This window comes from Devosia sp. J2-20 (assembly GCF_055808475.1).
This window is the reverse complement of sequence record NZ_CM147870.1, coordinates 3,075,992-3,099,419: the sequence shown is the minus strand read 5'-3', so window position 1 is coordinate 3,099,419 and position 23,428 is coordinate 3,075,992. Positions and strand designations below refer to the sequence as shown.

Annotated in this window: 27 protein-coding genes; 23 read left to right on the top strand and 4 right to left on the bottom strand. The window is 60.0% G+C overall.

Going from position 1 to position 23,428, the window contains the following annotated elements; all coding sequences use genetic code 11:
- Positions 1-21: 21 nt before the first annotated feature.
- From AC0L37_RS15220 to AC0L37_RS15130, 19 genes are all read left to right on the top strand, one after another.
- Positions 22-915, top strand: coding sequence for a Mu-like prophage major head subunit gpT family protein (locus AC0L37_RS15220; RefSeq protein WP_282222765.1), 894 nt, complete (start codon positions 22-24; stop codon positions 913-915).
- Between the two features lie 100 nt (positions 916-1,015).
- Positions 1,016-1,333: a hypothetical protein gene (locus AC0L37_RS15215; protein ID WP_282222766.1), complete on the top strand. Its 318-nt coding sequence runs from the start codon at positions 1,016-1,018 to the stop codon at positions 1,331-1,333.
- Positions 1,334-1,437: 104 nt separating this feature from the next.
- Positions 1,438-2,487 (top strand): helix-hairpin-helix domain-containing protein, encoded by a 1,050-nt coding sequence (locus tag AC0L37_RS15210; RefSeq protein WP_282222767.1) that lies wholly within the window; start codon positions 1,438-1,440, stop codon positions 2,485-2,487.
- Between the two features lie 6 nt (positions 2,488-2,493).
- A complete protein-coding gene (locus AC0L37_RS15205; RefSeq protein WP_282222768.1) occupies positions 2,494-2,928 on the top strand; it encodes a gp436 family protein in 435 nt (144 codons plus the stop codon).
- Positions 2,928-3,503 carry a phage virion morphogenesis protein gene (locus AC0L37_RS15200; protein WP_282222769.1) on the top strand — a complete coding sequence of 192 codons (576 nt, stop codon included), beginning with the start codon at positions 2,928-2,930 and terminating at the stop codon, positions 3,501-3,503. The genes AC0L37_RS15205 and AC0L37_RS15200 overlap by 1 nt, the downstream gene beginning before the upstream one ends.
- Complete coding sequence (locus AC0L37_RS15195) at positions 3,500-3,931, top strand: phage tail terminator protein (RefSeq protein ID WP_282222770.1); 432 nt, start codon at positions 3,500-3,502, stop codon at positions 3,929-3,931. The genes AC0L37_RS15200 and AC0L37_RS15195 overlap by 4 nt, the downstream gene beginning before the upstream one ends.
- Positions 3,931-4,083 carry a hypothetical protein gene (locus AC0L37_RS15190; protein ID WP_282222771.1) on the top strand — a complete coding sequence of 51 codons (153 nt, stop codon included), beginning with the start codon at positions 3,931-3,933 and terminating at the stop codon, positions 4,081-4,083. The genes AC0L37_RS15195 and AC0L37_RS15190 overlap by 1 nt, the downstream gene beginning before the upstream one ends.
- 2 nt (positions 4,084-4,085) lie before the next feature.
- Entirely contained in the window at positions 4,086-5,024 is a 939-nt protein-coding gene (locus tag AC0L37_RS15185) for a phage tail tube protein (RefSeq protein WP_282222772.1), read from the top strand.
- Between the two features lie 35 nt (positions 5,025-5,059).
- Complete coding sequence (locus AC0L37_RS15180; protein ID WP_282222773.1) at positions 5,060-5,437, top strand: hypothetical protein; 378 nt, start codon at positions 5,060-5,062, stop codon at positions 5,435-5,437.
- A 128-nt stretch (positions 5,438-5,565) separates the two neighbouring features.
- Positions 5,566-5,805 (top strand): DUF1799 domain-containing protein, encoded by a 240-nt coding sequence (locus tag AC0L37_RS15175; RefSeq protein ID WP_282222774.1) that lies wholly within the window; start codon positions 5,566-5,568, stop codon positions 5,803-5,805.
- Positions 5,805-7,979 carry a phage tail length tape measure family protein gene (locus AC0L37_RS15170; RefSeq protein WP_282222775.1) on the top strand — a complete coding sequence of 725 codons (2,175 nt, stop codon included), beginning with the start codon at positions 5,805-5,807 and terminating at the stop codon, positions 7,977-7,979. Before AC0L37_RS15175 ends, AC0L37_RS15170 begins: the two co-directional genes overlap by 1 nt.
- Entirely contained in the window at positions 7,979-8,608 is a 630-nt protein-coding gene (locus AC0L37_RS15165; RefSeq protein ID WP_282222776.1) for a hypothetical protein, read from the top strand. The genes AC0L37_RS15170 and AC0L37_RS15165 overlap by 1 nt, the downstream gene beginning before the upstream one ends.
- Positions 8,605-9,267: a hypothetical protein gene (locus AC0L37_RS15160; protein WP_282222777.1), complete on the top strand. Its 663-nt coding sequence runs from the start codon at positions 8,605-8,607 to the stop codon at positions 9,265-9,267. Before AC0L37_RS15165 ends, AC0L37_RS15160 begins: the two co-directional genes overlap by 4 nt.
- Complete coding sequence (locus AC0L37_RS15155; protein WP_282222778.1) at positions 9,267-9,707, top strand: DUF6950 family protein; 441 nt, start codon at positions 9,267-9,269, stop codon at positions 9,705-9,707. The genes AC0L37_RS15160 and AC0L37_RS15155 overlap by 1 nt, the downstream gene beginning before the upstream one ends.
- Complete coding sequence (locus AC0L37_RS15150) at positions 9,707-12,154, top strand: hypothetical protein (RefSeq protein ID WP_282222779.1); 2,448 nt, start codon at positions 9,707-9,709, stop codon at positions 12,152-12,154. Before AC0L37_RS15155 ends, AC0L37_RS15150 begins: the two co-directional genes overlap by 1 nt.
- Before the next feature lie 4 nt (positions 12,155-12,158).
- Positions 12,159-12,926, top strand: a complete 768-nt coding sequence (locus AC0L37_RS15145) for a hypothetical protein (protein WP_282222780.1) — start codon at positions 12,159-12,161, stop codon at positions 12,924-12,926.
- Between the two features lie 2 nt (positions 12,927-12,928).
- Positions 12,929-13,666, top strand: coding sequence for a hypothetical protein (locus tag AC0L37_RS15140; RefSeq protein WP_282222781.1), 738 nt, complete (start codon positions 12,929-12,931; stop codon positions 13,664-13,666).
- Positions 13,667-13,678: 12 nt separating this feature from the next.
- Positions 13,679-15,781, top strand: coding sequence for a hypothetical protein (locus AC0L37_RS15135; RefSeq protein WP_282222782.1), 2,103 nt, complete (start codon positions 13,679-13,681; stop codon positions 15,779-15,781).
- Entirely contained in the window at positions 15,778-16,527 is a 750-nt protein-coding gene (locus AC0L37_RS15130) for a sialate O-acetylesterase (protein WP_473313237.1), read from the top strand. Before AC0L37_RS15135 ends, AC0L37_RS15130 begins: the two co-directional genes overlap by 4 nt.
- Here the strand turns inward: AC0L37_RS15130 and AC0L37_RS15125 are convergent.
- A complete protein-coding gene (locus AC0L37_RS15125) occupies positions 16,524-17,315 on the bottom strand; it encodes a sialate O-acetylesterase (RefSeq protein WP_282222784.1) in 792 nt (263 codons plus the stop codon). The genes AC0L37_RS15130 and AC0L37_RS15125 overlap by 4 nt on opposite strands.
- A 179-nt stretch (positions 17,316-17,494) precedes the next feature.
- Here AC0L37_RS15125 and AC0L37_RS15120 point away from each other — a divergent pair, with 179 nt between their 5' ends.
- From AC0L37_RS15120 to AC0L37_RS15105, 4 genes are all read left to right on the top strand, one after another.
- Positions 17,495-18,688: a hypothetical protein gene (locus tag AC0L37_RS15120; RefSeq protein ID WP_282222785.1), complete on the top strand. Its 1,194-nt coding sequence runs from the start codon at positions 17,495-17,497 to the stop codon at positions 18,686-18,688.
- 156 nt (positions 18,689-18,844) lie between these two features.
- Positions 18,845-19,360, top strand: a complete 516-nt coding sequence (locus tag AC0L37_RS15115; RefSeq protein ID WP_282222786.1) for a glycosyltransferase family 2 protein — start codon at positions 18,845-18,847, stop codon at positions 19,358-19,360.
- Between the two features lie 29 nt (positions 19,361-19,389).
- Entirely contained in the window at positions 19,390-19,509 is a 120-nt protein-coding gene (locus tag AC0L37_RS15110; protein ID WP_282222787.1) for a DUF6471 domain-containing protein, read from the top strand.
- Positions 19,502-20,164 carry a hypothetical protein gene (locus tag AC0L37_RS15105; RefSeq protein WP_282222788.1) on the top strand — a complete coding sequence of 221 codons (663 nt, stop codon included), beginning with the start codon at positions 19,502-19,504 and terminating at the stop codon, positions 20,162-20,164. Before AC0L37_RS15110 ends, AC0L37_RS15105 begins: the two co-directional genes overlap by 8 nt.
- Positions 20,165-20,428: 264 nt before the next feature.
- On the opposite strand, the gene AC0L37_RS15100 is transcribed toward AC0L37_RS15105, so the two are convergent.
- The 3 genes from AC0L37_RS15100 to AC0L37_RS15090 all read right to left on the bottom strand — a co-directional run bounded on the left by AC0L37_RS15100 (position 20,429) and on the right by AC0L37_RS15090 (position 23,402).
- On the bottom strand, positions 20,429-21,496 hold the full coding sequence (locus AC0L37_RS15100; protein ID WP_282222789.1) for an ABC transporter ATP-binding protein: 1,068 nt from the start codon (positions 21,494-21,496) through the stop codon (positions 20,429-20,431).
- Positions 21,497-21,611: 115 nt separating this feature from the next.
- A complete protein-coding gene (locus tag AC0L37_RS15095; RefSeq protein WP_212659609.1) occupies positions 21,612-22,505 on the bottom strand; it encodes a carbohydrate ABC transporter permease in 894 nt (297 codons plus the stop codon).
- 3 nt (positions 22,506-22,508) lie between these two features.
- Entirely contained in the window at positions 22,509-23,402 is an 894-nt protein-coding gene (locus AC0L37_RS15090; protein WP_282222790.1) for a carbohydrate ABC transporter permease, read from the bottom strand.
- Positions 23,403-23,428: the final 26 nt, after the last annotated feature.

Here is a 23,428-nt window from a genome sequence, read left to right as displayed (position 1 = left end):
GCGGCGCTGGAGCTCTCACCAATGGAAATTACCGGACCCGCTCTTGTCTCCCTGTTTACCGGCTATAGCGCCGCGTATCAGGGTGGCTTCAATGGGGTAACGCCCACCTATACCCAGATCGCCATGACGGTCACCTCGGTGACTCGTTCGAACGAATATGGCTGGCTGGGCAAGTTCCCCCGCATGCGCGAGTGGATCGGTGATCGCGTGATCAATGCGCTCGGCAAGCATGGCTACACCATCCGCAACCGCTCGTTTGAAAGCACTATCGCTGTCGATCGCGATGATATCCGCGACGACCAGGTCGGCATCTATACGCCAATCTTTTCCGAGTTCGGCCGTTCGGCTGCGGTGTTCCCAGATGAGCTGTGCTGGGCGCTGTTGCAGGATGGCGCTTCGACCCTATGCTTTGATGGCCAGAACTACTTCGACACTGACCACCCCGTAATCCTAGAAGACGGCAGCGAAGGCGTCTTCTCCAATGACCTGGGCGGCGCGGGAACAGCCTGGTATCTGGTCGACACAAGTCGCGCCATCAAGCCGCTCGTCTTTCAGTCTCGCGAACCATTCCGCCTGACTAGGATGGATGACGACACCAGCCCGGCTGTCTTCAGCAAGAAAGAGTTCCAGTACGGCGTTGATGGCCGCTGCAATGTGGGCTTCACCTTCCCGCAGCTCGCCATCCGGTCGCGCCAGACACTCAATGCCGCCAACTACGAAGCGGCGCGCGCGGCCATGATCGGCTTCAAGGCCGACCACGGCCTGCCGCTGGGCATCGTGCCGGACACCATCATCACCGGCCCAACGCTGGAAGGCGCGGCCAAGGCAATCGTCCAGAGCACCTTGGTCAATGGCGGCGAAACCAACCCGTGGGCTGGCACCGCCAAGCACATGATGTCGCCCTGGCTGGCCTAGCCACCCGCAATACCTTTCGCCAGCGCCCTGGGGCGCTGGCTGGATTTAGAGAAGCGACCAGCCGGCCGCTTCTGTAAGCCCCGAAACCAAGGAAGCCTGCATGCACTTCAAGCGTCTCATTGCCGTGGCCTTCGCTGCCACCATGCTGCTCGCCGCTCCGGCCTTCGCTGCCGCCGCGCCCGATATCCTCCAGCTGGGCCGACCCGAAGTCACTTTCGATGTCTGCTACGCGCCTGCCACGCCCATGGCCTCGATCGAAATCGTCGAAGCCCCGGCCCTTTGCCTGGCGAGCAATGGACCCATCAAGATCCGTGCGCCCAATCAGGTGCGCCTGGCACACCTGGTGGTCTTGATGGACGCCAACGGCCAACCGCCACTTGTGTCGTGCTCTCTCGCCCGCGCCTCCCCACCGATTTAGCCGGCGACTTCCTCCTGACTTTGACTTGCCGCCGGCTCCGGCCGGCGGGTTTTCCAAAAGGGGTCCGTGACCCTTTCTGCAAAACCCGAAAGGACCACCTTCACATGGACGATCTGACAACCCTCAAAGGCGTCGGTAGAGCGACCGAGAAGAAGCTGCTGGGCGCAGGGCTGGATAGCTTTGCCAAACTTGCTGGTGCCACTCCCGATCAGCTCAGTGCAGCGCAGGTAGCGGGCGGTCCCAGCGATTGGGTGGCCATGATTGCTGCGGCTGCAGAAATGGCGCCTACACCGACCGAACGGCAGATGACGGCCGAGGAGCTCTCTGACCTGGTACAGTCCTGGGTGGATGCGCGGGCCGAGCTGATGGCTGCCAGCGACGCCGTTGTAAGCATCCATTATCAACTCGACACCATTGAGGCTGGAACCGATCGCAGTCAGATCGAGGCCGACCTCGATGTGGCCAAGGAACTCGTGAAGGCCGTCGAAGGCAAGATCGCCGCCCTAGCACCGCTGCCAGAAGGCGTCGTGCTGCCCGATGCAAGCCAGACCAATGAACAGGCTGAAATACCAGCGGGCTCGCACATCGATGGCCAGGCACAGTCCAGCGCCGCCGCGCCGACGCCCGGCGCCACCGATGAAGGCCTCGGCGGGACAACCGCAGAGACGGCTCCCAATACCGCTGCGGTTGCGAGCGCAGCGGACACCAATACCACCCAGAGCGACGATGGCCAGGAAGGCGAGACCGGCAATGCGGCCGGTCTCGCCACCGATGGTTTGTCGGTCAACCAGGATGTTCTCGATCTTGCGGGCCTTATGCGTGCAGCACTTCAGGACCAGCTCACGACGGCGCTAGATTTGGGCGGCGACGAAGCACTCGACATGCTGACCAAAGCGCGATCAGAAGTGACGCTCATGGCTGCGCTGGCTGTCGAATTTGGTGCTTCCTTGGACGCCGAGATCGCCAAGGTGTCCACGTCTACAGGTGAGCGTGTCGCTGGTACGGTCAAGGTGACCGGCCCCGCTGCTGGTCGGTGGCGCATCGGCCACTACTTCACGGCCGAACCGGAGACCTTTGCGCCCGGCTCGCTGAGCGCGGACGAACTGACCCGCCTGCAGGCCGATCCACTGCTGACCGTTGCAGTGAGCGAATAAGTCATCATGACCTATTGCAGCCAACAGGATCTGGTCGATCGGTTCGGAACGACGAAGCTTGTTCAGCTCACCGACCGGGTCAACAAACCGGCCAGCACGATCGACGGCACGACAGTCACCAAGCGGATCGAGGACGCCGTCTCGTTGATCAACTCCTACCTCGCCAAGAAGTATGAGCTACCGCTGACCGTGGCGGTGCCAGAGGTGCTCACCACCTATGCGATCAACATCACCTGGTTCCTCTTGCATGGCGAAGCAGCCGGCAAGGATAGCCCGGTGCGTATGGCCTATGATGATGCCCTGCGTTGGCTCAAAGCAGTCTCCCAGGGCAGCGTCGTCATCGAAGGCGCGGGCGAGATCATTGCGGCCGCCGGTGGCGGCCAGATCAAGACCAGCACGCCCAACCGTGTTTTCACCCGCGACAAGCTGGGTGACTTCTGATGGCCGGGGTTTCCTTCTCGATCGACGATAGCGACGCGCTCGACGCACTCGGCCGTATTGAGCGGGCCGCCAGCAATCCTGTCGAGGCCTTTCACCGGCTTGGCGCTCACTTCGTGTTTTCGACCCACCGTGCCTTTGAAACCGAGACCGGACCCGATGGCCGCAAGTGGAAACCGCTATCGCCCCGTACGGCTGCCAAGCGCGTTGGCCGTGGCCGGCGCCGGGGCTTTGACCATATCCTGCGCCTGTCCGGCCGGCTGCAGCAGTCTGTCAGCTACGACGTCCTGCCGAACGGGCTGGAGTGGGGCAGCAACCTCGCCTACGCCCGCATCCACCAGTTGGGTGGCACAATCACCATGCCCGCGCGCACAGCCACGGTGCACCTCAAGAATATCCGGCGTAAGGGCAATCGCTTCGTTCGTCCGGGCACCAAGAATGCCCAAAGCCGGGTCGCTGCCATTGCGGGCCATAAGGTGAATATGCCGGCACGCCCGTTCCTGGGCATCTCTGCCTATGACCGCGAGCAGGTGCCGCTGATCATCGCTGACTATCTGCGCGAAGAGGCCGGCCAGTGAGTACGATCCCCGAGCTCAAGGCCCGCCTGGGCGCTGATGGCACGCCGTTCACCGTGGTGCTTGGCGCGACCTCATTTGCCCAGGTCAAGGATCGTCCGGCCGCAACCTTGCCGGTGGCCTATGTGTTCGTGTCCGAGGAAGAGAGCGCCGATAATGAGCGCATGACTGGCCCGGTGCTGCAGCGCGCTGAGCGCGACGTGACAGTGGTCTATGTCCTGGAGCATCTGGGTGATGCAGACGGTGGCGATGTGGCCGATCCGCTCGAAGTCATCAAGGCTTATGGCCGAGGCCGCCTGATCGGCTTTGTGCCCACCGATATGGCCGATCCCATTACCCATCTGCGCGGCGCCGTGCTTGAGGCAGCCGATGGCGTGGTGTGGTGGGCCGACACCTTTTCCGCCCCGATTTACCTGATGGAGATCGCCTGATGGCCAAGGCCACGACAGCAAAGACACCAGCGCGCGTGCTGCCCAGCAGTGGTGGCAGCTTGATCCGCGACAAGGCAACCGGTGCCCTGAGCCCGGCGCCAGCAACCGAAAAGACTGAACCGGCGGCTGAGACCGTCCAGGGAGACGAGTAACCATGGCTGAGAGCACCGCGCGCTTTGTGCGCAACATGGCAGCACTTGCCAAGATCGAAGTCGCCTATGGTACCGACGCTGTGCCAACCGGCGCAGCCAATGCCATGCAGTTCAACAATGTCACGGTTAACCCGATGGCCGGCGGCGAGGTCTCGCGAGATCTGCTGCTGCCCTATATGGGACACCAGGGCGTGATCCTGACCGGCACGCACGGCACACTGCAGGGGTCGGTCGAACTGGCTGGCGCGGGCGCTGCAGGCGATGTGCCCGCCTATGGCGTGCTGCTGCGCGCTTGCGGCATGGCCGAGGTCATCACCGCTCTGACCGACGTCGCTTACAATCCGGTTTCGGGCGGCTTTGAAGCGGCCACCATCTATTACAATCTGGACGGCGTGCTGCACGTCCTGCTCGGCTGCCGTGGAACGTTCAGCATTTCGCTGGTGCCCCAGCAGATCCCGCGCATCACCTTCAACTTCACCGGGTTGTCCGGCACGATCACCGACACGGCTCTGCCCACGGTGGATCTGAGTGCCTTCATCAAGCCGGTGCCGGTGAACAAGGCCAATACCACGATGTCGCTGTTCGGCTGGGCCGCGATTGCCGAGAGCATCAACGTCGATCTGGCCGCAACTATCGAGCCGCGTTTCCTGATTGGCGAGGAGAGCATCAAGCTTTCCGACCGCATGTCCACCGGTACGGCTGTCGTCCAGGCTACGTCGCTGGCGACCAAGAATTGGTTCGCCCTGGCCGAGGCCCACACCAAGGGCGCGCTTGCCCTGCAGCATGGTCTGACGGTCGGCAACATCATCGAACTGGCTGCTGATGGCGTCCAACTTGGCCGCGTCAACCAGGGCGAGACCCAGAAGATCGCTAATTACTCGCTGCCGCTGATGTTCACCCCGGTGGCGGGCAATGACGAGTTCGTTCTCACCATCCGTTAAATGGCCCTTTTGGGCCTCTTAGAAGCGAGCCTTCCATGAAGTTTAAACTGACCCGCGAGCATATCTACCCCTGGCCAGTGAAGGTGAACGTGCCTGACCCGGACAAGGCTGGCGCCATCATTGAGCAGCGGTTCAATATGACCTTCCGCGCCATGCCGCTCGATGAAGCCAAAAAGCTCGATGCCGAGATCGCGGCGCTCCCAGAAGCTGAGCGCAACGCACGCCAGCACGACATGCTGCGCCAGGTGTGTGTCGGCTGGGATGACCAGGTGATCGGCGATGACAACAAGCCGGTCGCGTTCACGCCGGCGCTCCTGGACGAGATGCTGGAACTGCACAGCTGGTATCGCATCGGCCTTTACTCGGCCTACCAGGAATCGCTGACCGGCCGGGCTGCCGAACTGGGAAACTGAAGGCTGCAGCGCGGGCCTGGGTCTTCGCGCTGCAGGAGCGAAATGACCCAGCCAAACCGGCCCCTGTCGACGTCAGTGGCTTTGCTGCCCTCAAAGTACCCGTCGCACCAATAGAGCAGGAGGAAGATTTGTTCGAAGTCTGGGACATCAATGCCGCTTCCCTCGATCTGTTCCTGGCTGCCCAGAGCCAGTGGCGGGTCATAAGCGTGGGCATGTCTGGTGTCCTGATCTGGCTTGGTCTGGATTACCAGGGTGTCGACGTAATCATGCGCCGGCGCGGCGCCCGCGATAACGACGATGCTCTGTTTGGCGATCTGTTGGTCATGGAGGGCGCGGCGCTGGACGTGTTCGGGGAGATCGAGCGCTAATGGCAAAACCCTTCGTCATATCGGCCAAGTTTACGCTCGACAGCAGCAGCGGCATCGCTTCGGCCAATCAGATCAGGCAGGAGTTCGGCAAGATCGAGGCCTCGGCGGGCTCGGCTGCTACCTCAATTGCGCGCATGGCCGAGCAGCAGCAGCGCGCGGGTACTCTGAGGGCATCGGGCGTCAATTCGGCGCTCGGCGTCCAGGACAATTTCAACAGTGCAGCACGATCAGCCGATATCGCCGCCTATGGCCGCGAACTCGACCAGTTGCGCGCGCGGTTCAATCCCGTGTTTGCCGCGCAGCAGCAGTTTGTAGCGCTGTCGGGCGAAATCCATCGCGCCCAGCAGCTAGGAGCGATCAGTGCGTCGGAGGCTGCGGCAGCGATTCGCCGTGAGGAAATGGCCCTTTTGGCGACAACCGCCGCCTTGCGCCAGAACAGCCAGGCAGCGAACGAGAACAAGGCCGCGCTGGCTCACCACTCAGCCGGCAGAAACAACTTCAACACCGCCAACGCCGCCGCCCAATTTCAGGACATTGGGGTCACGGCCGGCATGGGTATGGACCCACGGATGATCGGGCTCCAGCAGGGCACGCAGCTTGCCGCTGTCTTTGGCACCATGAAGCTGACCGATGCCGTCAAGACGCTAGGTGCTGCATTTGCCTCTGTGCTCAGCCCAGTATCACTTTTGACCATTGCCGCCGTCACGCTCGGTGCCACAGGTATTCAGGCGATGATGGGGTGGATCAGCGCCAGCGGCAAGGCGGCCAATGGGATTGACGGCGTCACCCAGGCGCTTGCCGAACAGGCCGCGCCAATCGACTCGATTAAAGCCAGAATTTCCGAGCTGCAGGGCATCACCGACGCCTATGCCAAGGCCATACGCGGCACCGCCAAGGACCAGTCGATTGCATCAGCAGCGATCATCGCAAACTCGGAGCGTGAGTTTAACGCCAAGAAGTCTCTACTTGAGCTGGAATTGAAGCGGCAGAAGGCGGCCATTGCCGTTGGCGAGGCTGAACTCACAATCGCTGGGCGCAATCTGGCCAAAGATGTGCAGTCCAAGACGCAGAATGGCGTTCTTGACCCGATTGCCGGCGGGTATGCCGATGATAGGGTCGGTCAGTTCGTTCGTTCGCCGCAGCAGGCCAACTTGCTCAAGACCACGCAGGATTTGATCGACGCCAATCCGATCAATGACCAGCTCAAGGAAATGCGCGCCAATCTGGAACTATCCAAGATCGCGACAGAGGGTCTTGATGACGCCCTGGGCACCACGTTCAGCGAAGGCGTTGCGACATCAATCGAACGGATTTCATCGACCGCCAAAGGTGCCAAAACAGGGGCCGAAAAGGCCGCCGAGAAGTATCGCGACCTCATACGCACGGCGCAGCAGCGGATTGGCATGGCCGAGGTTGAGGCCAGCGCACTCGGCATGACACGTGAAAGTGTGGCGCGTCTGACGATTGCGCAGGAGCTGCAGAACAAGGCCGTCAACGACAACATCAGGCTCACACCCAAGCAGATTACCGAGCTTGACCACTATGCGGCCTCCATCGCCACGGCCGAGGAGCGCACTAGGTCGCTCTCTGAAACCTATGAGTTCGGCAAGGGTGTCTTCGGCTCATTCTTCAGTGACCTCAAGTCTGGCGCCAGAGATGGCGCTGATGCCCTGACGGTTCTGGGCAATGCTGGCGCCAATGCCTTTGATCGTATCGCAGACCACGCACTTGCTCTGGCGGCCAACAGTGCCTTTGACCTGATCTTCAACGCCATCATGGGCGGCATCAGCGGCGGATTTGGCGGCAATCCATTGAGCCTTGGCGCGGGCGGTACCGGGTTCCTGGGTGGTGGTGCTTCGGCCTGGGGATCGTTCGACACCGGCGGCTGGACAGGCGGCACGAATGGACAGGTTCGCGGCATTGTACACGCAGAAGAATTTGTCGTTCGCGCGGGTCCTGCGGCGCAGAACCGCCAATTGCTAGAGACCATCAACAAGGGTGGCACCCTCAACATGGGCGGCGGTCAGTATTCGCTGCCTGCCACCTATAATTTTTACGGCTCCGGCTTCACCGAAGAACAGGCCCTTCGACTGATGGCAGACAATGAACGCCGCCGCATGGAAGAACTGCCAGCCGCCCTTGCCGATGTGCAGCGCCGGGCGAGGGCTGCCTGATGGCCGTCGATCTTCCCATCACCGGCTTTTCCGGTATCGGCGCATTGCCGGTGCTTGGCATCAACACCCAGCGTTCCGAAGGCGGTCTGGTCATCACCTCGCGGCGGGCCGATCCATATTGGAGCGGCCGATTGACCTCGGGCCCATTGAGCTCGAGCGGCGATAATGAACGCGCCAGCCTGATAGCCTGGCTCTACAATACGGTTGAGCTGAACCTGCGCGTTGACTGGGTTCATCCCCGGCACCGCATGCCACGCTACTATACGGCCGGGACCTGGCCGATGGTTGGCAATGCCAGCCTCGTCGATGTGCCCGATCTGCGCACCATTGTCCTTTCCGGGCTGACCAACGGCCTGGTGCTGCAGCGCGGCGACCGTCTTTCGATCATGCAGGGCGACATCATCATTCACCGCTGGATCTCGGCCGACCTTGTCGTTTCCAGCACGATCAGCCAGTCGATCGCCCTGACGCCGCGCTTGCCAATCGGCGTGCTGGCGCCTGCTGCGGCCGTTGTGCTCGAAGACCCGAAGATGCGCTTCATGATCGTCCCCGAAAGCTGGCGTGACAGTGCCGGCGAGAGCTACGGACCCAGTCCGATCGCCTTCGAAATTCAGGAGGCGCTGCGGTGAAGCCATTCGATAGCGAGCTGCTCGATATGCTCGACGCCGGCCAGGTCGATTATCGTGATGCCATCGAACTGGTGTTCGATAGTGGCGTCGTGCGCCTGTTCATTGGCGGCCGGGGGCAATTCGGCTGGGACGATACCCTGGGCGTACTGCCTCCCTGGGATGGCGAAGGCGCCCCTCCGGCCATCTTCTATGGTGGCGGCTCCCTGGTAAGCCTGGACGTGCCAGCAAATGCGCTCGGGCCGCAGAGCCAGGCGATCACTGCCCGCGTCTTTGAAACCTATATGGCCGAAGGCTCGGACGTGCCGGTCAACACCTTTGATGATGACGTGCGCGCCACGATCGACGAGGAGCCATGGCAGGGCCGCCCAGCCGTGCTGTCGATCTTCTGGATTGGGCCCAGCGGGCTGCCGATCTATCGCGAACAGGTTGCCGTCCGCGAAATGGATGCCATGCCGATCGAGACCGACCAGGAGGGCAACGTTGTGCGCTCACTGGTGCTTGAAGAGCCCGACATTACCCAGCGCGACGTGGAAGGCAAAACCGCCAACGCAGCCTTTCAGGCTTTGGTTGATCCCACTGATCTGGCGTTTGAGCACGTCGGCACCACCGTCCGGCAGATGCAGAAGATCAATTTCGGCCGCATTGAGGGAGCGGCGTGATGGTGAAGCGGTTGACTGCGCCGCGCCTGCCTGGCTGGGAACGGGCCTATGTCGAGATCATGACCCACCATGCCGAGCTGCCCTTCGGCTGGCACTCGTCCGACTGCCTGATCATCGCTGCGGATCTCGCCAGGGGTATGACCGGAGTGGACCCGATGCGTGGCCTGCGCCGCTATAGCACCGAAACCGGCGCCATGAAGTTGCTGTTAAAGGCCGGTTTTAGAACCGTTGAAGAGGCGCTAGAGGCGGCGTTTCCGCCGATCGATATCGCCTACGCGCGTCGCGGCGACTGCGGCGTCCTGGAACAGTCGGTCTATGGCCAGCCCTGGCTATCCACACTGATCGTTTTGGGTGATCGGGCCATGGGCAAGGGACCGCGCGGACCGGTCTATGTGCCGACCCAGCGTCTTAAGCGCTGCTTTGCGATCGGGGCAGTCTGATGCCAGCAGTTGCACCCATTATCGGCAACATCGCGATCAATCTGGCTATTGGCGTCGGGGCTTCGCTCCTGGCCAATGTATTCCGTCCGCAGCAGGCACAAAAGACCCAGCAGGTCACGGCCAGGTCCGGCCTTTCGGTTGAGCTAGAAGTGGGTGAGGCCGTTGCCGTTAGCGGTATTTTCGGTCTCGGCCGTGCCAGTGGCCAGCTGCTGTTCATCAACGAGTTTGGGGAGAACAATGAGTTCGTCCAGTTCGTCATCAAGACCGGCCATGGCTGGCACGATGGTCTCCAATACTTCCTGGTCGATGAAAAGCCAGTGACCCTAGCTGGGTCCAACGCCGACCCGCGTGGCCAGTCGGTGGCTGAGTTTACCCGTGAGGGCACCCCCTATCTCTGGGTCAAGCACTACACCGGCGCACCGGGGCAGACAGCCGATGCCGAGCTGGTGGCGCAGTCGAACCCTACCGGCCGCTGGACAGCGAACCACAAGGTCAGCGGCTGCGCCTATATGATCATCACCTGCCGCTATGATGAGACCTTCTTCGGCAACACGATTCCGCGCTTTGGCTCTGTCTGGCGCGGTCTGCGGCTGCACGATTGGCGCGTGCCAGGCGCGGTTTGGGGCGACCAGGCGACCTATGTGTTTTCCAGCAACCCGGTCGTCATCCGCTACAATTTCCGGCGCGGTATCTGGTCTAATGGGGTGCGCCTGCTCGGCCAGGGCTTCTCGTCCCTCAGCTGCGACCTGGCCGGCTATACCGCCGCCGCCAACCGCTGCGACGAAACCTTCTACGACCCGATCAGCGATACGACCTTTCCGGTCTTCTCCTTCGGACGGCAGATCTCGGACGATGAAGAAAAACTCGCCGTGCTGCGCCAGCTCGAGGATGCCTATTGCGGGTCTTCGTTCAAGCGCGGCGGGGCCGATGTTCCCTTGCCAGCCCAACAGATGGTCCCAGCATTGACGCTGGCCGATATCGACCGTGTTCTCGGCCAACCGATCCGTGCTGATCGCAAGGGTTCTGTCAGCCAGAAAAGGACAATGTGGCACGGCCAGTTCATCAGCCAGGATTTGGCTTGGGCCGAGGCGCCGTTCACCCCGCGCATCGATGTCGAACTGGAGAGCCTAATCGGCGGCCGGCGCGCGGCGGTCATGAACCAGCCTTACGAGCACGTCCAAACCCGTGCCCAACTACGCGCCGAGATTGCCTTGCGCCGGCAGCTCTACCCGGCCATGCGCGTCGAGACCTTCACGCCCAAGGCCCTGGTGCTTGAACCCGGTGATGCATTTACCCGGCAGAGCGAATGGGGCTCAACGCTCATGATCGTGGAAAGGGCCGATCCGCTGCCAGACAAGAGCGGGGTCACCATCACGATGACCGAATGGCATAATTCCATAGTCCCGGCCTCGGGCGACAGCTTTGTTGATCTGCCGGCCGAGCCCGGCGCCAGCCAATCGCCGGCGGATCGCACCATCGCCGTCTCCGGCCTCAATGTCACCGCTTATAGTCGTGAGAGCGGCGGCGCCGTGCTGCCCTTCCTCAAGGCGACCTGGACACCGATCACCGATCCCAATGTTGACCAGGTCATGATACGCATCTGGCCCGTGGCCGGTACCGAGGCTAATGACCGCGAGGACTTCTTTGCCAGCGCCAAGCTGGCATCGACCAGGCTGTGCGGCCCGGTGGCGCCGGCAACTGACTATACCGGCTACGCGCTCCCGATTCGACGAGATGGCCGGATAACCGTGCCGACCAATCCATTCTTGGCGACAAGTGGCGCCCTGACCGTGCCCCTCGATATCCCTGACAATAGCGTCGGGATTGAAAAGCTGGTGCAGGAGGCCCGCAATCGGCTCGACGGGGTTGTCGGCGACATTCCGGCGCGCATTGCCCAGCTGGAGCGAGAACAGGCCGAACAGGCCTCCGCAGGCTTTACTGATAGCACCACCAACCGCAAAAGGAGCCACGTACTTGCCGCCGCGATCGGCAAGTCGATTGCAGCGGTCATCCGTGAAGAAGCTGCACGCGTGGAGGACAACGCTGCCTTCGCAATGGCGCTGACCCAAGTGGTAGCGCAGATCGAGAACAGCCTAGCCACAGGCTTGATCTCCTTTGACGTGGTGGCCAGCGAAACAGGAGTGTCCTCGGCGATCGCGCTGATGACTGCCATCGAGCATGACGGTGACCGTGGCGAGGGCGGGCTCTATGTGAAGACCTATCTTGATGCTGGCGTGATCAAGCGGGACCTGCTGATCAACGTCGATCGCCTTCTGGTGACCGATGGCATCAACACCTCAAATGCCTTCCGCTTCGACGCAGCGACCGGTTCGCTGGTGCTCAAAGAGCTACGGTTCGAGCTGCTCAAGAGCCTGGACGGAACGACAGTGACCATCGACGGCTTGACCGGCATGCTCGATGCGGCCGGCGACTTCAGTTTCGGGTGACGGTATGAACAAGACCATCCGAAGCAATCTAACCACCAACGTCGTTGCCTGTTTCACCGAGACGGCCGGAGGGGGCAGTAAACGGGATATCAACGCGCCGCGTAATGCGCCCATGAAAGACCCGATCAATCATCTCGACAAGGTGACCTGGCACTCCACTTTTGATCAATTCGAGCTGACCGCAGATCCGACCGACGTCACCGTTGGCCATACACCCCTGGCAACCGCCACTACCCCCATAGGGGTCAACACCCTCATCATTCACGCTTCAAGCGGGGCGCGGACGACAGACATTCTCCTCTTTAACCACGGCCTGGGTTACAAGCCGCGAGCAAAGGTGACTATCGGTGGCGCGGTGATTAACGCCGGGCAAAAGATCCAGGATACGACCTCATATTGGCGCAGCGTTTCGGTCTACGTGACTACAACCGGAGTCTACCTTCGGGAGCAAGCCTGGGCCAAAGACGCGACGCTGCCCGCACACAATCAGACCTATCGGCTCTATGTCTTTCGGCAGGCATCACCAACGCCAGCACTGCCGATGTTCAGCAAATTGGCAGGCCTTCTAAATGTGGCCCGCGGGGTGATCCGCTCGGATAGAAAATACCTCCGCCGCACGGGCGTCGGGGACGAGGCATTCTCTATGGATGGCGGCCCGACCATAGACATCGCCAACGGCAAGAAGCGAACTGCCAGTGGTGGCGTCCTGACGACGGAAGTCGGCTACACCGGCAGTATGGCGGCTCCACCTTTCGTCACGGTGGGTTTGTAGTCATGCCAGTGTTCAAAAGCGGCGGCGAAATCTACCACACCGAGGGCAGCGATATTCGCTGGGCTACAACTCGTGCGCCCCTATTGCTGCTACCAGGCTACACGAGCACCTTGATCAATTTCGACGTGTCATTTCCCGATTTTGCCAAGGATAATGCCTATGGACTTGACTACGCCGCCGGAACGTTTGCGCAGTCCTGGTGCGCATCCTTTGCCAGCATAATTCCGCAAGAATGGGACAGCGGCCTTACCGGCCCGATCGCAACTCTCCCCACGGGCGTCAACCACTTCGAAATCGACGTGGAGCTGAGCCGTGTCGTGGAGCCATCCACCTATATTGGCAAAACGATCGCAAAGTCTTTGGCGGACGGCGAACGGACCTGGCTCAACGGCGGATCCTGCGAGGTTGAGCGGTTGGGGCCGATTATCCGCATGTTCCGTTTCGAGCGCTCTGGAGACGGGATCTACCTACGACGGAAGCAGTCGGTAGAGGATATCGGCAACCAAGGTTATTGGGCGCCCGGCAATAGTCAATCGACTGGCTCCGGCGGTATCCAACGTGGTTGGACATACGGCAGCAATCCAAACGCATGGCCTGCCTTTTTGCTGGACACGCGCACTGGCGGAAGCATCAGCAAGCGCCGCGGTGAGGCCAATGCCTGCTCGCTGGTCGACACCTCCAATTATTCATCACTGTGGCGTGGGACCGTGTTCATCACGCCTGGCCACATTAAATCCTAGGAGACAGCCAAGATGGTTTTGCCCCTGACTGGCACCGTTGCCGTCGAGAACGGTCTCGACACGTTTACCTGGACGGGCGCGCCGCTCACTCCCCTGAACTGCGTGGTCGGGGCCTCGATCGTCGTCAATGGCCTCGGCTATTTCGTCAAGGAGCTCACCGACACCTCGCATGGCGTCTTCACGCGTGTTTATGCCGAGGCGACGAATGCTAGCCATCCGGCCGAGATCGAACAGCTTTCGCCGGACCAAGTCGCTACCGCAACGCTTAATAAGCGTGCGGCGGAAGTGTTCGCGCAGATCTCCGTAATCGAAGCCAATGGCAGGGGTTTCCTGGTGCGCTTCAGCGCCAACACGACAGACGCCGCTCCTGGGCCCGGCTATATGGCAATCGATCATGCTAGTATCGCAAGCGCGACCTTGGGGTATTTCGACAATTTGGACGGCGATGGCGCTGCAGCTGATGTAGAAATAGACACCTGGGACGACAGTTCTTCGATCACTAAAGGCTTTTTGTCGCTGCGGTCGCTATCCGATCCATCCGCTCGCCACTTGTTCAAGGTCAGCGGCACCATCGTCGATGGCGGCGGCTATCGGAAGGTGTCGTGGGCTTATGTTGGGGGCTCGGGCTCTTTTGTGGCCGACGAAGAATTGATGGCCTTCTTTTCGCCAAAGGGCGACCGAGGCGACGGGTTCATTACGGACGCAGATACTGCCGATCCCTCGGGGCTAGCAGTCTATGAGAGCGAAACTGCTGGCTATCTAGTCTTCGTCACCGACCTCAGCACTCTGTATTCTTCAGCCTACATCGGACGAAGCGGCGTCGTCAGGTTGATTGCTGGACCTGATTGGGAGCTGGCTGCCCTCTACACGGGCGTGCAGGGTGCCAAAGGCGATCAAGGGGACAAAGGATGGTCGCCCCGGATGGTCATGGTATCTAACGGCGCACGCCGCGTCTGGCAGCTTTCTGGCTATGTTGGCGGGGAAGGCGCAGCGCCGACCGCCAATGTCGGGGACTATCTGAAGGGCGATGGGTCCTTCACCGCGATCATCGAAGACGCCGCTGACGTGCGAGGTCCAGGCGGTACTGGCACCGTTGGGGAGATCGTCGCTGGCGAGGGTATTGCGGTCAATATCACCGATCCAACCGCCCCTATTGTCTCGGCGGATGTCACAGAAGACTCGTTGCTCACTTTCTTCTCCGTCACCAATATGGAAGCCGTTGAGCGCACAACGGGCGGGTCGATTCTTGCCGGTCCTGACGGTAACGGCATATTTGACGGGTTCGGAACCCTTACGAATGTTAACGTTGCCGGCGCGACCAATCTCGACAGTTCGGTGGTGGGCAAGCTCAAACCAACCCCATCCACGGTTACGCCAGCTAGCGCAGGGCCGTTTTCAACTCCAACCGACTTCACCACCTTCACGATGGGCGACAGGTCGTGGAAGCTGAACAATAGTCAGGTCTGCACTAAGCTGGGGTTCATGGCTCGCGCGGGCACTCAGACGGTCACAATGATGATCCTGAAGCGCAACAGCCCCGGCAACTATGACGTTGTTGTCAGCGAAAGCCACACCTACACAATAGGGGCTGATGGATGGACCGACAAATCGCTTTCTGTCCCTTATAGCGTCCCTGCAAGCGGCGACTACTATGTTGCCGTCAAGACCACGACCATGGCATCGCTCGTGTGGTCAGGCACCCGGCTCTACTACACAGGGACGGCGACAGGAGCAGGCGTCACCTTCACAGAGGATAGCGGCAATCGCATCGGCACCCGCGCAACCCAAATATCAGGTAGCAACAATGTCATAGTCTCCAGCGTGGCCATGACGCTTGCCACTCCTCCGACATGGGCGATGCTGTTTGCCTTCGCCAAACTGGAAACGGCAGTTCTGAATACGGACTTTATCATGAGCGTTTCGCGCAATGGTGCAGCCTACGGAGCGCTGACTTTGATCGAAAAGTATGCGCGTCCTGATGGGTCGAAACTCTATGCGTCAGGGCGAGCTGACATTAGCGGGATCACTTCTGGCACGAGCTGCAAGTGGCGATGGACCACTGCCAATAACAAAGCGCCCGAGCTGCTCGCTGTCGGCCTCTTGCTGGGGAATTGATCTTGATAATCTCAACAGCGCTGCCTGAGAGTTTACCGCTATCGTGGAAAACGTTTCTTATCGCCGGCCAATCCAATGCCGAGGGGCGAGGTTTTACCGCCGATCTAACCGGGGCTGAATTTCCTCGGTCGGGCAGAACAAGGATGCGGGTTTCCAACGCTTGGGTGGCTGGGGCTGAGCCTACCTATCCGGGAGCGGGTGTCGGCTTTGGGATGGCCTTTGCCAATGCTCTTGCGGGGTTGCTTCCCAACGTGGGCATAAACTTGGTCAATGGCGCATATGGTGGCTCGTCAATCTCGCAGTGGCAAAAGAGCGCCCTGCGGTCGTCGCTCTATGGTGGGCTATTGAACAGGGCGCGCCTGGTGCTGTCTGAGGGTGGCACAATCGACGGGATGGCTTTCTACCAGGGCGAAACCGAAGCGCAGACTTCACTGGTTGCTGCTCAAGCATGGGACGAGAATTTCCTACTGTTCGTCAGTGACTTCCGAGCGGATCTTGGCGTGTCTATCCCGGTGGTGTTCGTTTCCCTTTGCGATAACCCTTCGCTCGCGAGCGCGCCCTATTGGGACGATGTCACCGCCTCGCAGGAGGGAATTGTGTTGACCGGCCTCAACATGGCCCGTGTATCAGCCGAAGGCCTTGCCTTTCGAACAGACGATCCGGAACAAAAGGTTCACCTTGCAACGGCGGGGCAGCTAACGCTTGGCGCGGATCGGATCGCCCCGGCGATGCTCGATCTGCTCTAGCAGTTTTGCATCGCGTCGAAGTATCGCTGGCCCAGCCGGATCTGGCTGCCTAGTTCGAAATGGATGCCATCAGCCATAGGCAGAAGTTCTTCTGAAGACACGAAACAAGCACCGATATCCGCAGCAATCCGTTCGAGGACAGCGTTGGCATTTGGCGTTTGTCGATCCGACCAAGCCGGCACGGTCCCGCCCATGACAAACGGGGTGTCAGCGATGGGCAGGTCTTCGCGAAGTGCCGCTACCATCTCTGTCATCTGCTGCGGGAACAGCGCGTTATAACCGTCTGCGGACTCTTCCCACTCGGTTTCGCCCTGATGCCATAGAACAGCGCGAATGGTCGAGCCTGGGTATCGGTTCAAGACGGATCGCGTGCGCTGAACAAGATCGACATAGAGCGGCCCGGTTTTGGCGGTCCACATGTTGTCGACAAAGCCGCTGGCGCCCATAGCAGCGGGAACAATCAGCATGTCGCCGCCTTCGATGCCGCGCAGCAAGCTGACCGCCTTGAGACCGAAGGCCGCTCCGCTAGAGTCCCAATGCGCCAATGGTTCAACAGCAGGGATAATGGTCAGGTTTGTATCGCCGAACCTTCCCAACTGCGAGATGCCCAAACTGTCGATTCGCCACTCGGGCAGGATTGGGGCGCGACCAACAGCGTTTGACTGCCCGGCCAAGATAACAATCTTGTATTGAGTACCCCAAAATTGGGGGACAAGACCGACACTTAACAGTGCAGCGAGAGCAGAAAAGACCGCAGCAATGACTGCTATGAGGCTAGTTTTGTTCACCGCTGGACTTATCCATAGCCTAACATGACATTCAATCCCCAAGACAATGGCATGCCTCATTAAATCGCTTGGTTGGGCATTGTGCCATCAACGCAACTAGGTCGGTAGTTTGCTAAACGGGGTCTTTTGATGTGCAGTCGCATAGGCTAAACGAGCCTTGGACCGTATAGGGGATGCCAGTGTCACGTCACAAAATTCTGGATCGCGTTACCGAGTACTGGGTGCCGGGATACTTGTTCCTGATGATGGTCGGTGCGCTTGATCATAATCCGCGCTTTGTCAGCGACGTTGCATATGCCGCCACTTTGATTTTTCTGATCGGGGGTGCCGGGCTGTTTCTTCGTCGTGGTGGAAGCATTCCTTGGCGAGATTTCAGCGCATTGCCCTTCTGTCTTTTCGCCATCTGGACGTATGGCGTCCTTCTGGGCCTAGTCAGTGGAACCGCTCCTGGGATGGTGTTCCGGAATTTCGCCGGCATGGCGCTGTTCCCATTCGTGTACGGTATGATGGTGCTGCTGAAGCCGAACCCTCGACTCTTGGTGGGTGCGTTGATGTTGGGTAGCGTCGGCTTTGTCTACATGGTCACGTATCTGCTGTTGACGGTAAACCCTCAAGGCACCGTGGATTCCATCGGCTTAATGACGTTCCGCTATCACTACTATCTTGCGACAATTCCCGCGATTGCCGTGATGCTTTTGATCGCTGGCCGCGCTGTCGTCTTCCGCGACGGTAATCAGCTGCACTTTCTGCTGGCCCCCGCGATCTTCGTTTGCATGTTCTACAGCGGGTCGAGGGCGTTCTATGCCGCGCTGGCCGTGACCATGCTGTTCCTCGGCGTTGCATTAATCCCAAGATGGTCGCTGCTTATTCGGGCTACTCTGTTGGGTATTGGCTTTCTGATGAGCGGTCTGTTTCTCGCGATGCTCAGCTCAGGCGGGACCGCGGAAGTGGGGCAGGCGGTCGCACAGTCTATCGAAATGGAAATCGAGAGCGGTAGCCCGCGGTCGCAGCAACTGGCGGCAATGCTGCCTGAGTTAAACCTATTCGGCCATGGACTTGGCGCTGCGCTCGGTTCTGGCTACGCGCGTGATCCGATATTCACCTATGCGTTCGAACTGAGCTACATTTCGCTTGCACACAAGGTTGGGTTCCTTGGACTGCTAGCATTTTTGGCTTGTGTCGCGGTGCATATGGCTCAAAGCCTGCGGGCGCTGATCAGAAGTGATTTCAAACCGGAGATGATAATCGCTGTGAGCGTGATGGGGTTCCTCGTGAGTTCTTGGTGGAACCCTGCGCTGTTTGCCCCGCTGTTTGTGGTGCTATTCTGCGCGTCGATATATCTCAGACAAGCCACAGACGCGCAGGTACCCTAGCCTCTCTGATCTTAGCGACGGGAACAAGAAGCAAGCCGCGGTACTGCAGTGGTCAATCCGACGAACACTGTTGGAGCCTGGTCCAAAAAGCAGTTCAAACTGCTGCCAAATGAACTTGCGCGCGATGCCAAATGAACTTGCGCGCTACAGCTGCGATTGCGGGTGGAGACGCTGGCCTCCAACACCCGCGAACACGCGCCGCTCAACCTGCGCAACTGGCGCGGTCAGCGCACGCGCTGGATGAAAGGCTGGATGCAGACCTTCATCGTCCACAACCGCAATCCGGGAAAACTGGTTGCCGAAATGGGCTGGGGGCCGACACTGGTGTTCGAGGTGCTGGTGCTCGGCATGATCGTGGCGCCGCTGCTCCATTGCGGGCTGACCATTGGTCTGGCGCTGCAACTGGCCATGGGCACGCCGCTGTTTGATGGTCGTAACTGGGCGGTGTTCTACTCCGGCGTTTTGGTGCTGGGCTACGCCAGCACCTTCGCCATCATCACGCTGGGCCTGGCCCGCACCAGAAACCTGCGCCTGCTGGGCACCCAATTGCTGCTGCCGGTCTACTGGCTGCTCATCACCGGCGCGACCCTGAACGCCCTGCGCGAACTGCTGCAGCGGCCGTTCTACTGGTTCAAGACACCGCATGATCCTGTGGCGGGGGAGGGGCGGTGACACGTTGAGGCTATGTTCACGCGCGAATCGTGAATTATGCCGGCCTAGTTTATTGCCTCGCAGCAATAGGCGTTGACGGGAAAGAGGCCAACGTGCGGAATAATCTCTCCAGGGGCGAATTTACGGCGGCGTTTTATTGCAATGTCTAGCAGCTATAGAGACGACCGACCTGCACTCATAATTCTAGGATTTCTTGTCGGGGCGATTATCCTTGTTTCGCTGATAGGGCTCTACGCCCGTCACGAGGCAAATTATCAGGTAGGCTGCTACACTTCTTCCGATGTAAATGAGCAAGGCGTAGAGCAACGCTCTACCATCTGTCCGGACGATTTCTTGTACTTTGGCGATGGGCTGGCTCAGTGGATTATGTCTCTCTTTGCCATCGTCGCTACCGGCGCTAGCCTGTATGGCATCCGCCTTCTCCGAGACACGTTCAAAGAAACCGAACGCACGGCAACTGCTGCTATCGAATCCAATGAAATTGCCCGCGACACTGCCGAGAGGCAGCTCAGAGCATACATCAGCGTTCGCGAAGTCAGGGTTGCCGTTTTTGGCGTTGGCAAAAACACACGGATTGAAGCGGTATTCGTGAATACTGGGCAAACCCCAGCCAAGCGTATCCAGTTGTCCTTGTTGACAGTTGGAGGAAGCGACCCTGAGAAGGCGTTTTTTCGTAAAGGCTCCTTCGTCACTAGCGACCGAATGGAGCTTGGTCCGGGGAGGCCTATACAGCAGCTTGTACTGGTGCTGTTCCACTCAGCGAGGAAGCTAGCGCAGCATTTATCAACAACGAATACTTCATAGTCGTCGGCGGCTTGGTCAAATACAGGGACGTATTCGGTCGCAAGCGTCGATTCATGATGCGAGGGCATCTGTCGTTCTTCCCAGATGGCACCCCCTTTATAAACTCCAGCGGTAAGAACAACCGAGGTGACTAGACCACCCAGCAGCGCCGGGGGCATGGCGAGACACCGGCTTGGTGCGTTTGATACATAAGGCCGCAAAGATCAGGCGGCGCGCATCGATATCAAATTGGGCGTCGCGGGCCGATCCCCGTCTCAACTCCCCTCAATCAAACATCCCTAACCGCTGCCCATCCGCATCGAAATAATGCGCGTTCTGTGCGGTGAACGCGATGTCGATGGTTTCGCCGAGCCTGTGCTGGGCCTTGCCGGAGGCTTGCACCAGAACGGTCTGGCCTGAAGCCAGTTTGACGTAGATGAAGATCTCGCTGCCCAGATATTCGACCAGGGTGATGGTGCCGGTTGCGGTGCGGTCGCCGGTCGTACCGATGGTGAATTGTTCGGGGCGGATGCCCACCGAGAGCATGCCCGGGGCAACAGTGCCCAGAGGCAGGGCGATGTCGCCAAAATCGGGCAGATGGGCCTGACCGTCAGCATGGCTGGCCGCGATGATGTTCATCTTGGGCGAGCCGATAAAGGTGGCCACGAACTGGTTGCGCGGGAAATTGTACAGCTCATAGGGCGTGCCGACCTGCTCGATATTGCCGCCGCGCAGCACCACGATGCGGCTCGCCATGGTCATGGCCTCGACCTGATCATGGGTGACATAGATCATGGTGGTGCCCAGCCGGTTGTAGAGCCCGGCCAGCTCGACGCGCATCTGCACCCGCAATTCGGCGTCGAGATTGGAGAGCGGCTCATCGAACAGGAACAATTGCGGCTCGCGCACAATGGCCCGCCCAATGGCAACGCGCTGCTTCTGCCCGCCGGACAGTTGGCGCGGCTTGCGCTCAAGCAATTCCTCGATCTGCAGGATTTTGGCGGCGTCAGCGACCCGGCGGGCGATTTCGTCCTTGGGCATGCGCAGATTGCCCAGCCCGAAGGCGAGGTTCTTGCGCACGCTCATATGGGGGTAGAGCGCATAGCTCTGAAACACCATGGAGAGGTTGCGCTGGCTGGCGGGGAGATCGTTGACGATGCGATCGCCAATCGCAATCGTGCCGTCGGTGATCTCCTCAAGCCCGGCAATCATGCGCAGCAGGGTGGACTTGCCACAGCCTGAGGGTCCCACCAGCACGAGAAACTCGCCCGATTTGACGTCCAGATTGACGCCATGGATGATCTCCAGACTGGAATAGGATTTGCGCACATCGCTGAGGGTGACGGAGGCCATGGGTTAGTCCTTGAAGAAAAGGGGGTGGCTGGATGGTGGACCAACCACCAGGCAGCACCTCCCCCTCGATGGGGGAGGCGGGGAGGGGGTGCGGACATCCGAATGGGTGTGGCCATCATTTCAGCCCGCTCATGGCGATGCCCTGGATGATCATGCGCTGAAAGATGACGAAGAAGATGACAATGGGCAGGATGGACAGGATCGACATGGCGAACATCGGGCCATATTGCGAAACGCTGTCCTGGCTGGTGAACATGCGCAGCGCCAGCGGCACGGTGTAGTCGTTCATGTCGTTGAGATAGACCAGCGGCCCCAGAAAATCCTCCCAGCTCCAGATGAAGCTGAAGATCGCCGCCGTCGCCATGGCAGGCAGGGACAGCGGCATGATGATGGCCCAGTAGATCTTGAACGGCGAACAACCATCAATCATCGCCGCCTCGTCCAGATCGCGCGGCAACTGGCGGAAGAACTGGATCATCAGGAAGACAAAGAAGGCGTCGCCGGCCAGGAATTTGGGCACGATCAGGGGCAAATAGGTATCAACCCAGCCCAGATTGAGGAACAGCAGATATTGGGGGATCAGCACCACGTGGTAGGGGATCATCAGCGTCATCATCATCAGCGCGAACCAGATGGTCTTGCCGGTGAATTCGAGCCGGGCAAAGGCGTAGGCGGCAAACGAGCACGAGATGACATTGCCGATCACCGAGAGCACGGTGACCACGGTGGAGTTCCAGAAGAACCGCGTGAAGCTGACCGGTAGCGCATTCCAGCCCTGCCAGTAATTGCTCCACTCAAAACGGCTCGGCCAGAGCGATAGATCGCCAAAGATCTGGTTGTCCGGCTTGAGCGAACTCGCCAGCATCCAGATCAGCGGATAGACCATGATCAACGAGGTGGCGATCAGGAAGATGTGCTTGAGCAGCCCCGCGCGCCGTGCGCGTTTGGCCCGGGCGGCGCGGTATTCAGCAGCAAGCGCGGCGGTGTTGGTCATGGCGGTATCGGTCATGGCTCAGCCCCGCTCGTTTTCGTAATGGACCCAGTATTTGGATGTCCAGAAGGCAATTGCGGTGAAGGCGGCGATGATCAGCAGCAGCACCCATGCCAGCGCCGAGGCATAGCCCATGCGCAGGAAGCTGAACGCCTCGTTGTAGAGATAGACGGTGAAGAACAGCAGGCTGTCTAGTGGTGCGCCCGAGCCGCCCGAGATGATGAAGGCGCCCGAAAAGCTCTTGAACGCCTCGATCATCTGCAGCACCAGATTAAAGAAGATCACCGGGGCCAGCAGCGGCACGGTGATGGCAAAGAACTTGCGCACCGGCCCGGCCGCATCGATCTCGGCGGCTTCATACAGCTCCTGCGGAATGGCACGCAGCCCCGCCAGGAAAATCAGCATGGGCGAACCAAACTGCCAGACCGCCAGCACGATCAGCGTCCACAGCGAATAGCGCGGATCGCTCAGCCAGTAGGGTCCATGGCTGCCAAACAGGCGCAGCACCGAATTGATCACCCCGTCATAGTCAAACAACTGCCGCCACAGGATGGCCACGGCAATCGAGCCGCCCAGGATCGAGGGCAGATAGAACAGCGCGCGATACCAGCCAATGGCGCGAATGCCCTTGTCGAGCGCCATGGCCACGGCCAGCGCGAAGATCAGCTTGGCGGGCACCGAAACCACTACAAAGGTGAAGGTGACCTGCAGCGCCTTCCAGAAGCGCGCATCATACTGGAACATGTAGAGATAATGGTCCCAGCCGATCCATTGCGGCGGCTTGACCACATTGTATTTGGTGAAGCTGAGATAGAGCGAGGCCAGGATGGGGCCAATCGCCAAAAGGAAAAAGCCGATGAGCCACGGCGCCAGAAAGGTGTAACCGGCAAAGTTGCGGCGGAAGAATTTTACCATGGGCTCTTCTCTGAAAACGTGGCCTG

What these genes read in the sequence shown, in the direction of transcription:
- AC0L37_RS15220 (WP_282222765.1), top strand. Translation starts at nt 22, where the DNA reads ATGGAAATTACCGGACCCGCTCTTGTCTCCCTGTTTACCGGCTATAGC.
- AC0L37_RS15215 (WP_282222766.1), top strand. Translation starts at nt 1,016, where the DNA reads ATGCACTTCAAGCGTCTCATTGCCGTGGCCTTCGCTGCCACCATGCTG.
- AC0L37_RS15210 (WP_282222767.1), top strand. Translation starts at nt 1,438, where the DNA reads ATGGACGATCTGACAACCCTCAAAGGCGTCGGTAGAGCGACCGAGAAG.
- AC0L37_RS15205 (WP_282222768.1), top strand. Translation starts at nt 2,494, where the DNA reads ATGACCTATTGCAGCCAACAGGATCTGGTCGATCGGTTCGGAACGACG.
- AC0L37_RS15200 (WP_282222769.1), top strand. Translation starts at nt 2,928, where the DNA reads ATGGCCGGGGTTTCCTTCTCGATCGACGATAGCGACGCGCTCGACGCA.
- AC0L37_RS15190 (WP_282222771.1), top strand. Translation starts at nt 3,931, where the DNA reads ATGGCCAAGGCCACGACAGCAAAGACACCAGCGCGCGTGCTGCCCAGC.
- AC0L37_RS15185 (WP_282222772.1), top strand. Translation starts at nt 4,086, where the DNA reads ATGGCTGAGAGCACCGCGCGCTTTGTGCGCAACATGGCAGCACTTGCC.
- AC0L37_RS15180 (WP_282222773.1), top strand. Translation starts at nt 5,060, where the DNA reads ATGAAGTTTAAACTGACCCGCGAGCATATCTACCCCTGGCCAGTGAAG.
- AC0L37_RS15170 (WP_282222775.1), top strand. Translation starts at nt 5,805, where the DNA reads ATGGCAAAACCCTTCGTCATATCGGCCAAGTTTACGCTCGACAGCAGC.
- AC0L37_RS15165 (WP_282222776.1), top strand. Translation starts at nt 7,979, where the DNA reads ATGGCCGTCGATCTTCCCATCACCGGCTTTTCCGGTATCGGCGCATTG.
- AC0L37_RS15155 (WP_282222778.1), top strand. Translation starts at nt 9,267, where the DNA reads ATGGTGAAGCGGTTGACTGCGCCGCGCCTGCCTGGCTGGGAACGGGCC.
- AC0L37_RS15150 (WP_282222779.1), top strand. Translation starts at nt 9,707, where the DNA reads ATGCCAGCAGTTGCACCCATTATCGGCAACATCGCGATCAATCTGGCT.
- AC0L37_RS15145 (WP_282222780.1), top strand. Translation starts at nt 12,159, where the DNA reads ATGAACAAGACCATCCGAAGCAATCTAACCACCAACGTCGTTGCCTGT.
- AC0L37_RS15140 (WP_282222781.1), top strand. Translation starts at nt 12,929, where the DNA reads ATGCCAGTGTTCAAAAGCGGCGGCGAAATCTACCACACCGAGGGCAGC.
- AC0L37_RS15135 (WP_282222782.1), top strand. Translation starts at nt 13,679, where the DNA reads ATGGTTTTGCCCCTGACTGGCACCGTTGCCGTCGAGAACGGTCTCGAC.
- AC0L37_RS15105 (WP_282222788.1), top strand. Translation starts at nt 19,502, where the DNA reads ATGTCTAGCAGCTATAGAGACGACCGACCTGCACTCATAATTCTAGGA.
- AC0L37_RS15100 (WP_282222789.1), bottom strand. Translation starts at nt 21,496, where the DNA reads ATGGCCTCCGTCACCCTCAGCGATGTGCGCAAATCCTATTCCAGTCTG.
- AC0L37_RS15095 (WP_212659609.1), bottom strand. Translation starts at nt 22,505, where the DNA reads ATGACCGATACCGCCATGACCAACACCGCCGCGCTTGCTGCTGAATAC.
- AC0L37_RS15090 (WP_282222790.1), bottom strand. Translation starts at nt 23,402, where the DNA reads ATGGTAAAATTCTTCCGCCGCAACTTTGCCGGTTACACCTTTCTGGCG.